The sequence below is a fragment of the Sphingopyxis macrogoltabida genome (assembly GCF_001314325.1).
Lineage (GTDB): Bacteria > Pseudomonadota > Alphaproteobacteria > Sphingomonadales > Sphingomonadaceae > Sphingopyxis > Sphingopyxis macrogoltabida.
The window spans coordinates 261804-274455 of record NZ_CP009430.1 but is presented as its reverse complement, the minus strand read 5'-3'; the positions used below and the strand labels follow the sequence as shown (position 1 = coordinate 274455).

Annotated in this window: 12 protein-coding genes; 5 read left to right on the top strand and 7 right to left on the bottom strand. The window is 65.3% G+C overall.

What is annotated here, in order from left to right; translation table 11 throughout:
• Positions 1-12 precede the first annotated feature (12 nt).
• Together LH19_RS26190 and LH19_RS26185 are read left to right on the top strand one after the other, a co-directional pair.
• A complete protein-coding gene (locus tag LH19_RS26190) occupies positions 13-1245 on the top strand; it encodes a cytochrome P450 (RefSeq protein ID WP_054734999.1) in 1233 nt (410 codons plus the stop codon).
• Positions 1246-1250: 5 nt separating this feature from the next.
• Positions 1251-1430, top strand: coding sequence for a rubredoxin (locus LH19_RS26185; RefSeq protein WP_054734995.1), 180 nt, complete (start codon positions 1251-1253; stop codon positions 1428-1430).
• Positions 1431-1533: 103 nt separating this feature from the next.
• On the opposite strand, the gene LH19_RS26180 is transcribed toward LH19_RS26185, so the two are convergent.
• The 7 genes from LH19_RS26180 to LH19_RS26150 form a co-directional block, all read right to left on the bottom strand.
• Positions 1534-2517: a lipase secretion chaperone gene (locus LH19_RS26180; RefSeq protein ID WP_145923685.1), complete on the bottom strand. Its 984-nt coding sequence runs from the start codon at positions 2515-2517 to the stop codon at positions 1534-1536.
• A 47-nt stretch (positions 2518-2564) separates the two neighbouring features.
• Entirely contained in the window at positions 2565-3527 is a 963-nt protein-coding gene (locus LH19_RS26175) for a lipase family alpha/beta hydrolase (RefSeq protein ID WP_054734990.1), read from the bottom strand.
• A gap of 57 nt (positions 3528-3584) precedes the next feature.
• Entirely contained in the window at positions 3585-4472 is an 888-nt protein-coding gene (locus LH19_RS26170) for an alpha/beta fold hydrolase (protein ID WP_054734988.1), read from the bottom strand.
• Complete coding sequence (locus tag LH19_RS26165; protein WP_054734984.1) at positions 4469-6646, bottom strand: TonB-dependent receptor; 2178 nt, start codon at positions 6644-6646, stop codon at positions 4469-4471. The genes LH19_RS26170 and LH19_RS26165 overlap by 4 nt, the downstream gene beginning before the upstream one ends.
• A 105-nt stretch (positions 6647-6751) precedes the next feature.
• A complete protein-coding gene (locus tag LH19_RS26160; protein ID WP_054734981.1) occupies positions 6752-7261 on the bottom strand; it encodes a helix-turn-helix domain-containing protein in 510 nt (169 codons plus the stop codon).
• A 75-nt stretch (positions 7262-7336) separates the two neighbouring features.
• Positions 7337-8116: an enoyl-CoA hydratase/isomerase family protein gene (locus LH19_RS26155; protein ID WP_054734979.1), complete on the bottom strand. Its 780-nt coding sequence runs from the start codon at positions 8114-8116 to the stop codon at positions 7337-7339.
• Positions 8113-9645, bottom strand: coding sequence for an AMP-binding protein (locus LH19_RS26150; RefSeq protein ID WP_054735437.1), 1533 nt, complete (start codon positions 9643-9645; stop codon positions 8113-8115). Before LH19_RS26150 ends, LH19_RS26155 begins: the two co-directional genes overlap by 4 nt.
• Positions 9646-9847: 202 nt before the next feature.
• Between LH19_RS26150 and LH19_RS26145 the strand changes: the two genes are divergently transcribed.
• Genes LH19_RS26145 through LH19_RS26135 form a run of 3 tightly spaced genes read left to right on the top strand, consistent with a single transcriptional unit; the run spans position 9848 to position 12650 of the window.
• Entirely contained in the window at positions 9848-11020 is a 1173-nt protein-coding gene (locus tag LH19_RS26145; protein WP_054734976.1) for an acyl-CoA dehydrogenase family protein, read from the top strand.
• A complete protein-coding gene (locus LH19_RS26140) occupies positions 11017-11877 on the top strand; it encodes an SDR family oxidoreductase (RefSeq protein WP_054734973.1) in 861 nt (286 codons plus the stop codon). The genes LH19_RS26145 and LH19_RS26140 overlap by 4 nt, the downstream gene beginning before the upstream one ends.
• 2 nt (positions 11878-11879) lie before the next feature.
• Complete coding sequence (locus LH19_RS26135; RefSeq protein WP_234716223.1) at positions 11880-12650, top strand: SDR family oxidoreductase; 771 nt, start codon at positions 11880-11882, stop codon at positions 12648-12650.
• The last annotated feature ends 2 nt before the right edge of the window (positions 12651-12652 follow it).

Genomic DNA, 12652 nt, shown 5'->3' with positions numbered 1-12652 from the left:
AGGAGAGCGACGATGGCGACGCAAGCACTGACGAAGGGAGATCTGGCGACGCTCGACGTCTCACGCGGCGAACTCTATGCCGATGACAGCTGGCGCCCGCTGTTCGCGCAGCTCCGTGCCGAGATCCCCATTCATTACTGTCCCGACAGCGTGTTCGGCCCCTATTGGTCGGTGACCCGCTACGACGATATCGTCGCGGTGGAGGCTGACCCGCAGACATTTTCTTCGTCGTTCGAACATGGCGGGATCGTCCTTTTCGATATGCAGGATACCAATGTGAAACTGGCGATGTTCATCGCCATGGACGATCCCGAACATGGCGCGCAGCGCAAGACCGTTGCGCCGGCGTTCGGTCCGTCGGAAATTGCGGGGCACGCAGTGGCGCTGCGCGAGCGTACTGCGCGTCTGCTCGACAGCTTGCCGGTGGGTGAGACATTCGACTGGGTCGAGCGGGTATCGATTGAATTGACCACCTCGATGATAGCCACGCTTTTCGACTGGCCTTGGGACGATCGCCATCGGCTGCCCGTCTGGTCCGATTGGACCGCCAAGATCGATATCGGTCCCGACCCGGTGCTCAATGCTGAACGGGAAACGCATATCTTCGAAATGGCGGCAGCGTTCAAACAATTGTTCGAAGAGCGCAAGGCGATGCCGCCGAAAGGCGATCTGCTGTCGATCATGGCCCATTCGGAAGTCATGGCGGATATGGACGAACAACGCTTCATCGGTGCGATCGCGTTGCTGCTCGTGGGGGGCAACGATACGACGCGCAATTCGATGTCGGGCTTGGTCGAACAAATGAACAAATTTCCCGACCAGTGGGAGCGTTTGAAGGCCGACCGGTCGCTGATCTCGACAGCCGCAACCGAGACCATCCGGTTGCAAACCCCGATCTGTCACATGCGGCGAACCGTGGTTCAGGACACCGAGCTTGGCGGTCAAAAGCTGAAAGCCGGCGACAAGGTCGCGCTCTGGTATAATTCAGCGAACCGCGACGAGGCGGTTTTTCCCGACGGCGACCTCTGGGATGTCGGTCGCAGCAACAGCCGCCGCCATTTGTCGTTCGGCTACGGTATCCACCGTTGTCTTGGCGCGCGCCTCGCCGAGTTGCAACTGCAGGTGCTGATCGAAGAATTGCTCGCGCGGGATATGACGGTGGAGATCGCGGGCGAGCCCGAACGCATCCCGTCCTGCTTCACGCGTGGATTTCACCATCTGCCGGTCCGGATACGAAAGGGGTAGGCCGTATGTCAGATGGCTTCAAACGCTATAAATGCCTCAATTGTGGTGATATTTACGACGAAAAGCTTGGTTGGCCCGCCGAAGGTATCGCGGCGGGAACGCGCTGGGCAGACGTCCCCGACGATTGGATTTGTCCAGAGTGCGGGTCGGAAAAACGCGACTTTGAGATGATCGACTGGGATTGAGAAATTGGATCGTGCCTCGTTTTCTCCCGACAGTTTGAGAGGAAAGCGACGACGTTTGACCGCGAGGTCGCTTGCCGGCGCGAAAGTGCGCAACGCCGGTCACTCAGAGCCCCTCTGCGTCCAACGCCTGAACCCGGACGAGTTCCGCCGCGGAAAAGTGCCGCTGGCGGAGTGACTCAAGCGCTCGCCGATAGGATGCGCTTTCCGGACTGCCGTAGGTCGAGCGCAGTCCCTGTTCCTCGCTGCGATAGACGGTCATGCGCTGACTCCACGTTTCGCGTGACCTGTCGAGCATAGCGAGGCGCTCGGCGGCGCCCGCGCCATATTCCGAGCGCCTGAGCGCGGCGATTTCGTCGGCAGCGGCGCCCGATGCGCGAAGGGCCTCGACCTTGAGGTGCAAGGCCGTCGGCGCGCTCGAGAGTTTTCGGACGCCAATTATCTCGGTCGGCAACTCCGCCTCGATCGCAGCGAGTGCGCGCTGCCGATCGTCCTTCGTCATCGACCCATTGCGGAGGATCGCCTGGCGCCGCATCTCGATGTCGGCAAGTTCTGCGTCGTCGCCATAAAAGGCCTTTGCAAGCGCGGGGCCGAGGGTTGTACTTCGCAGTGCGCGCATATCGGCAACTCTTGCACCGAGGTCCGCCGGGCCCACAGCCCCCGAGGCAAGCGTCGCGCGCGCGGCGCCCTGATACGCGATATAGCGATCGAGGACGGCCGCGATCTCGGCAACGGCGCTCTCGCCGAGCCCGCTGTTGACCGCGTGAAGGAGGATACGCCCGCGGAGCACCTCCTGGCTTTCCTCGCCCTTGGCGCTGAAGAAATATTCGAAGACACGAAGGGCATTGCTGTCGGGCACGAAATGCCCGGCGCCGTCGATCGTGAAACCGCCGTCGACGGCGGTTCCGGCCAGCGATGCCGGCAGCGGTGCATGCGCCGCCGCCGGGATTACGACAGTCGCCCGCGCGGCTCCCGCCGTGCCGGTGTCGGCGAGCAAGACGACCGAACCGCGCTCGCCATCACCGGTGCCGCTTCCCGGAACCATGCACCAGGCCGCAATGGCCGCGAGGAGCAGCGCGCTGCCGCTCACGATGACGACCGCCCTGCGATGCGGCCGGGCGTGCGCGGTTCCTCGTTTCACAGGCCCGCTAACTTCAGCCGGTTCGCGTGGTTGCGATAGAGGGTGCGCGGGTCAACCTCGAGCACCGAAGTCAGCCCGAAGAGATTATTGACCTCGTCGAGATGATTCATCCGGTAATTGTCGCGGATAACCGTGCCGAAATGGCTGGCGCATCGCTCGACCAGCCCGTCGTTCGGCTCGTCGTAGAACAGGCTGAGCGCGACCATCGCGGGGTCGCTCGGGTCATAGACATTGGTGAAGGGTGCGTCGCCCGACCAGCTATAGTTGCGGATCGGCCCCGCGCTGGTCTGGGTGACCGCCTGCCCTTGGCCGCAGGACGTCGTCGGCATGCCCGCCGGGAAGCTCGCATTGAAGGCCGCGATTCCCGCCGGCGAGAAATTCTTGAGCACCGCGGTGATGCTGATCGGGTCGGGGCTGCCGCCGAGGGAGCTCCAGACCATGCTGACGAAATTGCTGAAGGCGTTGGTGGCAGGCGTCGGAACGAGCTGGCCATTGACGTCGAAGGTGATGAGGTCCGAGCCCTTGTGCGGCGAGCCGACGGTGGTCAATGAGGCGACGAGGTCGGGGCGCACTGCGGCGACATAGCGGATGTCGAGGCCGCCCTGACTGTGCCCGATCAGGTTGAATTTGAGGCTGTTATTGCCCTTGATGGCTCGGATGTCATCGAGCTGGGCGATGAGCGACTCGCCGCGCACGACCGAGCTGTTGAACGGGCTGACCTGCGTCACATAGACTTCGGCGCCGGTCGATCGCAGATTTTCGGGGATGCCGTTCCAATAGGGGAGGACGCCGCCCAGCTCGTTAAAGCCCGCGAGCCCATGTTCGAGGACGATCGGATATTTGGTCCGCGTAAAATCGCAGTTCGTCCAGCAGATATCCCACGCCATCGCCGGCGTGGCGGCCAGCGCGGCGGCGAGCAACGCCCCCGCTTTCAAGAGCGTGCTGGTAAGCGTCTTCATAGTCCGTCTCCCGATTGTTTATCATTGTGGATCGGTCGGCGGGCGTGGCGGCGGGTCTCAGCCTTTCCCTTCGGACAGGAGCGGCTCGAGCCAGCGCCAGAGGTCGCCAACGACCTCGGCCCGGTTGGTCTCGTTCAGCATTTCGTGGCGCCCGCCCGCATAGAGGCGGCTCTCGACGGTCTTGCCCGCCGCCTCGTAGCGCTCGATCAGCGGCGTCACGCCGCCGAGAACGCAGTGGAGCGGATCCATGTCGCCCGAGAAGATATAAATGGGAAGGCTCGCCGGAATGGCCGCGAGCGCGTCCGCATCGGCGAGGCGCGGCCCCGCGGCAGCGAGCGAGGCGAAGCTCGCGTCTGTAAGGCCGAAAGCGCAGAGCGGATCGGCGAGATAGAGGTCGACCTCGGCCTCGTCGCGGCTCAGCCAGTCGAACGGGGTGCGCGCGGGTTCGAACGGCGAATTCAACGCCGCGATCAGCCCGGCGGGGTCGCCGCCCGCCGGAATATGGTCGACCGCGACCGATCCCGAGAGGATGAGACCGTCGAGCCGGTCGCCATGATCGATCGCCAGCGCCTGCGCGATCATCGAACCCATCGAGTGGCCAAGAAGGATGACGGGGCGGCCAGGCGCCGCCGCGCGGGCCCAGTCGACGAGCGCGAGAAGGTCGGCCTCGACACCCGCGAACCCGCCTTCGCCATAGTCGCCGAGCGAGGCTGCCGCGAGCGCATCCTCGCCATGCCCGCGATGGTCGATCGCCGCGACGTCGACCCCGCGGCGGATGATCGGGGCGAGCGGCGCGAGATAGCGGCCTGCATGCTCACCCATTCCGTGCGCGACGATCAACATCGCGCGCGGCGGGGCACCGACGGACCAGCGCCGCGCGAGCGGGGCATGACCACCGCGCGCGGGCAGCCGGAAAAGCTCTTCCTCGATCGCGGCTTCGCTCACCGGAACCGCGCCGTCAGCTCGACACCGAAGCGGCGCGGATAGGGCACGGTAGAGAATTTGGTGAGCGTCGAGGGATCGATCTGGATGCCCGTCGACTTGCGGTTGTCGGTGAGGTTCTTGGCATAAGCGGCGATCTCGAAGCGGCCCGATGGCTCGACGAAAGCGATGCGCGCGCCGACGTCCCAAAACGCCGGGACGCGGAAATCGGCGCTGTTCGTCGCCGAGAAATATTGCCGGGTGACGTTGGTGGCATCGAAATGGAAGCTCAGCGAGCCTTCGGCGCCGACGGGCACGCGATAGTCGGCCGCAAGGTTGAGGGTGCGGTGCGGCGCCTCGATCAACTCGTTGCCCGAAAGATCGACCCCGTTGAGCAGCAGCTCCTTATATTTGCTGTCGAGGAGGCCGAGCCCGGCGGTCAAGCTCAGGCCCTCGGCGGGGCGAAGCGCGGCCTCGATCTCGATACCCTTGATCTCGGAACGACCGGCGTTGACGAGCTGCTGCGTGCCGATGCCGACGACGTTGATGAACTGCTGATTGCGGAACTTGTAGAGGAAGGCCGAGACGTTGAAGGTCAGCATGCGATCGAACAATTGCGATTTCAGGCCGACTTCCCAGCTGTCGAGCTTTTCGGGATTGGCGACGTTGAGGTCGGCGGGGTTGGTGAGCGCCCCGCCGTTGATCGCGCTGCTGCGGTATCCGCGCGCGAACTGGCCGTAGAGCATGATGTCGTCGGCAGGCTTCAGCCGGACCCCGATGCGCCCGGTCGGTTCGCCGTCGCTGTAGCTCTTGTCGGCCTGGACCGGGATGATCGGCGCGACCTGGAAATTGGTGAGCCGGCCCTTGTCCCATGTGTAGCGAAGGCCGCCGTAGACGGCGAGGGCGGCGGACAGGTCGAAGGTGCCGTCGGCGTAGACGGCGTAGGAGCGGCGCGCCTGCTCATAGCTCTGGGTGAGCACCGGGAAGACCGGCGGGCCGCCGAACAGCAGATAGGTCGTCTCGATGTCGATATCGTCGCGCTGGTGGTAGAGGCCGACGATCGCGTTGAACGGACCGCTGCCATTGGTCGAGAGGCGGAGATCCTGGCTATATTCCTCGGTTTTCGATCCGAAATCGATGTGGAGCAGCGGCGCGATCGTGCCGTCGCCATCGACGAGGTTGAGGAAGTGGCCGCCGATATAGGAGCTGATCGAGGTCAGCGTGACACCGCCCAGATCCCTGTTCATCGTCAGGATTGCGCCGCGGCCGCGTACCTCGATCACGCCCGAGCGGTCGGTCGCGACCTGGTGGCGGGTGAGGGGCGTGCCGTCGAACGGATTGAGGCGGGGGTTGAGGCCGAAGGCATTGGTGCCGCCCGGGCCGAGGCCCTCGTTGATCGCGCCGATCGCGCGCGCGTCGTTCTGGACCGCGAAGAGCCGCAGCGTGGCATCGAACCCCGTGTCGTCCTTGTAGCCGATCGTGAGGCGACCGGCCTTGCGGTCGATGTTGGAGAGGTCGCGCCCCGCGGGGTTCACATTCTCGATATAACCGTCCGAATGGGCGACGTTGAAGGCGAAGCGCACCGAGAGCTTGTCTTCGATCAGCGGCGCCTCGCCGGCGCCCTTGATCTCGGCATAATTATACTCGCCGTACCCGACGCTGATCTCGCCCTCGTTGCGAAAGGTCGGCGCGCGCGAGATGAAGTTGATCGCGCCCGCCGTCGTATTCTTGCCGAACAGCGTGCCCTGCGGTCCGCGCAGCACCTCGACGCGCTCGATATCGAAAATCTGGGCGCCGCCGAGAAAGGACGAGCCGACATAGACTTCGTCGTAGAAGACGCCGGTCGGCGAGATCGCGTTGAGGTTGAACTCGGGGGTCGAGATGCCGCGGATCGCGAACTTCGGCTGGCTCTCGTCGCCGAGCACCGAGACGCGAAGATTGGGGGTCTGACGGGCGATCTCGGTTCCGCTGTCGATCCCCGCGGCTTCCAGCTGTGCGCTGCCGAGGGCGGTGACCGAGACCGGCACGTCCTGGAGGCGCTGCTCGCGCTTCTGCGCCGTGACGATGATGGTGCCGTCGTCGGGTGCAGCCGCGCCGTCGCTGTCGCTGTCGCCTTGCGCCCATGCCGCGGCGGGGGTGAAAGCGGCGCTCGCGCACAAGGCCATGAGCGCGCGGCGGCGCAGTTTCCGAAATTCCATCCTGTCCTCTCCCGAACCTGCGGTCGCTGATGCGACTCGCCGTGCGCAGCCTGACGCTGCCGCGGCTATATTATGCAGTTTCTGTAAGATTCCAAGTTGGAAGTTTCAAAGTGGTAAATTGGTTTCCGGTCCAAAGGCTTCTTCGAGAAAGGCGAGTCCCGCAGCAAGCTTGGCCTGTTCCATATGGCCAACGCGCCCGGTGAGAAATTTCGTGGCCGAAGCGATCATCGTGCTTACGAACGCGCGCCCGTCGGGTGTGAGCCGCAGAAGCTTCTCGCGTCCTGATCCCGGGCTCTCGATAATCTCGATCATCTCGTGCGGTGGACTCGCGGTGTCGCGGATGATCTTGGTGACATTCGGCGGGCTCATTTCGAACCAGGAGCCGAGCGTCGCCTCGATGTCCTTGCGGGGCATCCAGCCATCACTGCCGGCCTCGGAATGAAGAAGCCAGAGGAGGGCCGCTTGCTTCCGGCCGAGCTGGCCCTGGCCCATCGCCTGCTCCATCTCCATCCCGAACCGGTAGTGGACGGGATAGAAATAGCCGAGCACACGTTCGGCAAACGCGTCCGGCCCGGCGCGCCGCGCGCGCGTACTTCCATTTTCACTCTCTTCCATTGACGCATCGTCCCCTTCGCCCGCTACCTTGCACGATGCAGCGGGGACGGCGCAAGTATGAGGTCTGATCGTTGCCTAGCTTCGCGGCTTCAGCATCGCCGCCATCGCTGCGGCGACAGCGGGGTCGCGCGCGAGGCGAACGACATGCGCTTCCTCGAGTGCGAGCTGCGCGGGCAGGTCGTTGCCGCGCGCTGCGCGGGTCAGCGCCTTGATGGCCGCGTAGGCTCCGCCGGGTCCCGCGGCAAAGGCCCGCGCGGCGGTTTCGGCGGCTGCAGGCAAGGCCTCGTCCTCGACAACCTCGTCGATCAGGCCGAGCGAATGGGCCTCGCCGGCGCCAAGAAAACGCGCGGTCATCAGCAGAGCCCCGGCTTGGCGCGGCCCGAGGGCCTGTGTCAGAAACCAGCTGACGCCCGCATCGGCGCTGAGGCCCAGCCGGGCATAGCCCGTCGAAAAGCGCGCGGACCGGCCCGCGACGACGAGGTCGGCGGCGAGCGCCAGTCCGAAGCCGGCGCCGATTGCCGTACCCTGTACAGCGGCCACGACCGGTTTGGGCAGGCGGTAGAGCCGCTCGAGCATCGCGTGAAAGCCGGTCGCCATCTCCTGCAGCTCGTCTGCGACGCGGTCGAGCTTCCCGGCAAAATGCTTGAGATCTGCCCCGGCGCAGAAATTGGCGCCCGATCCCGCGATCAGGACCGCGCGAACGTCGGGATCCTCGGCTTCGGCCACCGCGCCCATGAGGTCGGCGATGAGGCCCGGGGTGACGGCATTGCCGTTTGCCGGCCGGTCGAGACTGATCCGGAGCAATCCCGCCTCATATTCGGTGACGACGGCCTCGCTTTCGGCCTTGCTGATCATGACTGGCTTTCCTTCAGATAGGCGGCGCGGAGCGCGGTCTTGTAGAGTTTGCCGTTGGGTTGGCGTGGCAATTCGGGCGAAAGGTCGACCGAGCGGGGCACTTTGATCCGTGAAAGATGCGCGCGGCAATAGGCGATGATCGCGTCCTGGAAGGCCGCTTCGTCGTCGGGCCAGACCCCTGGCTGGATGACAGCCTTCACCTCCTGCCCGAAATCCTCGTTGGGGATGCCGAACACCGCAGCATCGTCGACCTCGGGATGCATGACGAGCAATTGCTCGATCTCGGCCGGATAGACATTGACCCCGCCGGTGATGATCATGAAATCCTTGCGATCGGCAAGATAGAGATACCCCTCCTCATCGAGCCAGCCCATGTCGCCGAGCGTCACCCAGCCGCGGTCATTATAGGCGCGCGCGGTCTTCGCCGGGTCCTTGTGATATTCCATCGCGGGTCCGTTGGCGAAATAGATATGGCCGATCTCGCGCGCCGGCAGCGCCTTGCCATCGCCGTCCAGGATATGGAGGTCGCCAAAGACCGAGCGGCCGACCGATCCCGGGCGGGCGAGGGCCTCGGCGCTATCGATCGACGTATAGCCGACCGCCTCGGACCCTGCGTAAAACTCCCAGACGATCGGGCCCCACCAGTCGATCATCTGCTGCTTGAGTTCCGGCGGGCAAGGCGCGGCCGCATGGATCGCGACGCGGTGGCTCGACAGGTCGTAGCGCGCCTTGGTCTCGTCGGGCAGCCGCGCCATGCGCTGGAGCATCGTCGGGACCCACTGGCTGTGGGTTACGCGATGGCGGTCGATGGCCGCAAGCGCGCCCTCGGCATCGAAGCCTTCCATGATGATGTTCGTGCCGCCGGCGCGGTGGACCGCCATCGAATATTTGGTAGGCGAGCCATGATAGAGCGGTGCCGGGGTCAGGTAACGCGTCGCGGCGTCGAAGCCGTAGAGCTGCGTCAGAAGCGAAGCGAGCGGGTTCGGTTCGTCGCGCTTGGCACCGCCGCGCGGCTTGATGCCTTTCGGGCGCCCCGTGGTGCCCGAAGAATAGAGCATGTCGGCGCCGACGGCGTCGGTCGGCCCGACCGCGAGTTCGGCCTCGGATTCGATCAGGGTGCGCAAGGATGGTGTTCCTCCAGCGCCCGGGCCGGTGAGAATCCAGTGCGCGACCTGCGGTAGCCCCGGTTTGATTTCGCCGATCAGACCCTCATGGGCAGGGGAGGCGATGACGATCCGCGAACCGCTGTCCTCGACCAGATAGGCCACTTCGCTCGCTGTCAGGCGCGTGCTGACGGGCGTGAAATAGAGCCCCGCATACCAGGCGCCCCATGCCACCGGGTGGTACATGATCTCGTTGTCGATCATCATGGCGAGATGATCGCCCGGCCCGAACCCGAGCCTCCGCAGCAGCCCGGCGAACTTGCGGGCGAGACTGTCGAGCTCGCCATAGGTCATCGTCTCGCCGGTCGCGGCCATGATCGTCGCGGCGCGGTCCGGCGCGCTCTGCGCTACCACTTGCGGGTTCACGACCGGGCTCCCGCGAGCGCGGAGGCGCAGTTCGATGCGGTCATATCTCTCTCCCGATTCTTGTCGATTCTCCCGCATTATGCGCGGCGCGGCAGATTATGCAAATTTTGAACACTTGCGATATTGAACAATCTTGCATAGGAGACGGCCCAACAGCAAAAGACGGATCGGGGAGAAGATTTTGGCCAGCCATGCAATCGATATGGCGCCGTGGAGCACGGCGCTGTCGCCCGAGCATCAACAGATCTTCGACGAAGCCGACCGTTTTGCCCGCTCGGAGCTGAGGCCGCTCGCGGCCCGGATGGACGATGAGGAATGGTGGCCCGACGCGATGTTTCGGTCGCTCGGCAAGCTTGGCTATTTCGGGATCAGCGTGCCTGCCGAGCTAGGCGGAACCGGCGCCGACATCTTTACCACCGGCCTCGTTGCCCAGGCTTTCGCCCGCTCGAACCACGCCTTTGCGCTCGCCTGGGTGGTCCACGAAAATCTCTGTCTCGGCAACGTCTATGCCAATGCCAGCGACGAGCAGCGTGCGCGCTTCCTGCCGAAGCTGCTCAGCGGCGAGTGGATCGGGGCGCTGGGGCTCACCGAGCCGGGTGCCGGATCCGACGCGCTCGGCTCGATGCGCACGAGCGCGCGGCGCGATGGCGACGATTATGTCCTGAACGGCGGCAAGATCTACATCACCAACGGGCCCGTCGCCGACGCGGTCCTTGTCTACGCCAAGACCGACATGGCGGCGGGTCCCAAGGGCATATCGGCCTTCGTCGTCGAAACCGACACCCCGGGGTTCAAGGTCGCGCAGAAACTGACGAAGATGGGATTTCGCGGCAGCCAGACCGCCGAGCTCGTCTTCGAAGAGTGCCGCGTTCCCGCCGCCAACCGGCTGCGCGGGGAAAATCAGGGGGTCGCGGTGGTGATGAGCGGGCTCGACCTCGAGCGCGCGATCATCTCGCCGATCATGCTCGGCATCTGCGAGCGCGCGCTGGAACTCACGATCGAACATGCCAAGACGCGCGAACAGTTCGGCCAGCCGATCGCGGGTTTCCAGATGATCCAGGCCAAGCTCGCCGACATGTTCGTCTGGATCGAGACGATGCGCAGCTTCACCTATCAGGTTCTCGCCGAATGTACGGCCATCGCGCACGGCGAGGGCGGGCGCGGACGCATCCATGCGCTCACCGCCGCGTCGGTGATGTATGCCGCGGAAACCGCCAACCGCGTTCTCAACGAGGCGGTGCAGATCCATGGCGGCACCGGCTATATCTGGGAGAGCGAGATCAACCGGCTCTTCCGTTCGATCAAGCTGATGGAGATCGGCGCCGGAACGACCGAAGTGCGCAAGCTCATCATCGCGGCCGATCTTCTCAAATGAGCGGCGTCGCGCGCACTTCGGCGACCCGGCTCGCGCGCGAGCCGCATGCGCTCGCACCCGATCTCTTCGCCGGCCGGACGGTGCTGGTCTCGGGCGGCGGGAGCGGCATCGGCATGGCGATCGCCTGGCTCTTCGGCCGGCTTGGCGCGCACGTCGCGATCTGTGGGCGCTCGGCCGAGCGGCTGGAACAGGCGGCCGCCGACATGACGGCGCACGGGATCGACCTCCTCTGGATGCCGACCGATATCCGCGACGAAGAGGCGGTCGCGCGGTTGTTCGATGCCGTCACCGGCCGTTTCGGATCGCTCGATGCTCTCGTCAACAACGCCGGCGGGCAATATCCGCAGGCCGCCGCGGACATCGTTCCCAAGGGTTGGCGCGCGGTCGTCGAAACCAACCTGACCGGCAGCTGGCTCATGATGCAGGCCGCCGCGACGCACTGGATCGGCGCGGGCCGGCCGGGGTCGATCGTCAATATCGTCGCGTCGAACGAACGCGGCATGCCCGGCATCATTCACAGCAGCGCCGCGCGCGCGGGGGTGATCAACGCGAGCAAGACGGCGGCAGTCGAATGGGCTCCCAACGCGATCCGCGTCAATTGCATCGCCCCCGGTCTCATCGAGACGCCGGGTCTCGACGTCTATCCGGACGAAGCCCGTGCCGGTTTTGCGAACGCCAATCCCCAGCGCCGGTCGGGCGACCCTTGGGAGGTCGCGCAGGCGGTGGCCTTTCTTTCAAGCCCGGCTGCGTCGTTCGTGACCGGGGCAACGCTGGTCGTCGACGGTGGCGGCGCGCTTTCGGGCGAACTTTGGACCCATCGTCCCACCCCCTATGATCGAGGAACAACGGAACAGTGAATGTGTCGGGTAAGAAGGCGCTCGTCGTGGGCGCATCGAGCGGGATCAATCTCGCGATCGCGAAACGGCTCGGCGCGCAGGGCGCGCGCCTTGTCGTCGCGAGCCGGACGCCCGAGCGCATCGCGGCGGCAGCGGAGGGGCTTCGCGCTGACGGTCTCGACGCGATCGGCATCGCGGGCGACGTGCGCGACGCAGCCGCGATGGAGGATGTCGCCGGGCAGGCGGCGCGCCACCTCGGCGGAATCGATATCGTCGTCTCGGGCGCCGCGGGGAATTTCTTCGCGTCCGCCGAGGAGATGTCCGCCAACGGCTTTCGCACCGTCGTCGAGATAGATCTCATCGGCACCTTCAACGTCTTCAAGGCCGCGTTTGCGCATCTTACGCGGCCGGGCGCCTCGCTCGTCGCCGTGTCGGCGCCGCAGGCGCAGCGCGCAATGCGCAACCAGGCGCATGCCTGCGCCGCCAAGGCGGGCGTCGATATGCTCACCAAATGCCTCGCGCTCGAATGGGGCGCTCATGGTATTCGGGTGAACGGTGTCTCGCCGGGCCCGATTGCGGATACCGAAGGGCTGGCGCGGCTGACGGGCGAGGGCGATCTCGCCGATCGCGTGCAGGCGGCGCTCGCGCTTCCCTATTTCGGCCGCGGCAGCGACGTCGGCGATGCCGTCGCCTTTTTGTGCAGCGATGCCGCGAGCTATGTGACCGGCACGATCCTCGACTGCGACGGCGGCATGCGCCTCGGCGACCTGCCCGTCCCGTCCGGCTCGCGGTGACG